The following is a 439-nucleotide window of genomic DNA, read 5'->3' as shown; positions in this document are numbered from 1 at the left end:
TCGTTCAGCCCGCGGATAGGGACGCAGTTGATTTTGAGCGGCAGTCCCGTCGCGTATGCCTGCCCGAAAGCCTGAAGCACCTGTTCCAGCCCGTCCCGCCGCGCAATGCGGCGGAATGCGGCGGGGTTCAGCGTGTCGAGGCTGACGTTGACTGCCTCGATTCCCGCATCCCGCAGTTGGCTGAGGAAGCCGCCGAGCAGGATTCCGTTCGTGGTAAGCGTTACCTGCTCGACGCCCGGAATCAGCGCGAGCGCACGGACGAGTGCGCATAACCCATTCCGCAGCAGCGGCTCGCCTCCCGTGATTTTGACGCGGCGAATGCCGAGCCCGGCGAGGACGCGGCAGAGGCGCACGCATTCCTCCACGCGCAACATAGCTTCGCGGGGGAGCTGCGCTGCGCCTTCTTCCGGCATGCAGTATATGCAGCGCAGGTTGCACA

The 439-nt window shown here is 65.1% G+C and carries 1 protein-coding gene; it reads right to left on the bottom strand.

Annotation, left to right across the window (positions count from 1 at the left end; translation table 11 throughout):
• The coding region (locus tag AWU74_RS08535) for a radical SAM protein (protein ID WP_238580283.1) at nt 1–413 on the bottom strand (413 nt) is incomplete at its 3' end.
• Nucleotides 414–439 lie beyond the last annotated feature (26 nt).

It is taken from the genome of Treponema endosymbiont of Eucomonympha sp. (assembly GCF_001028545.1).
This window is presented reverse-complemented; position numbering and strand designations above follow the sequence as displayed.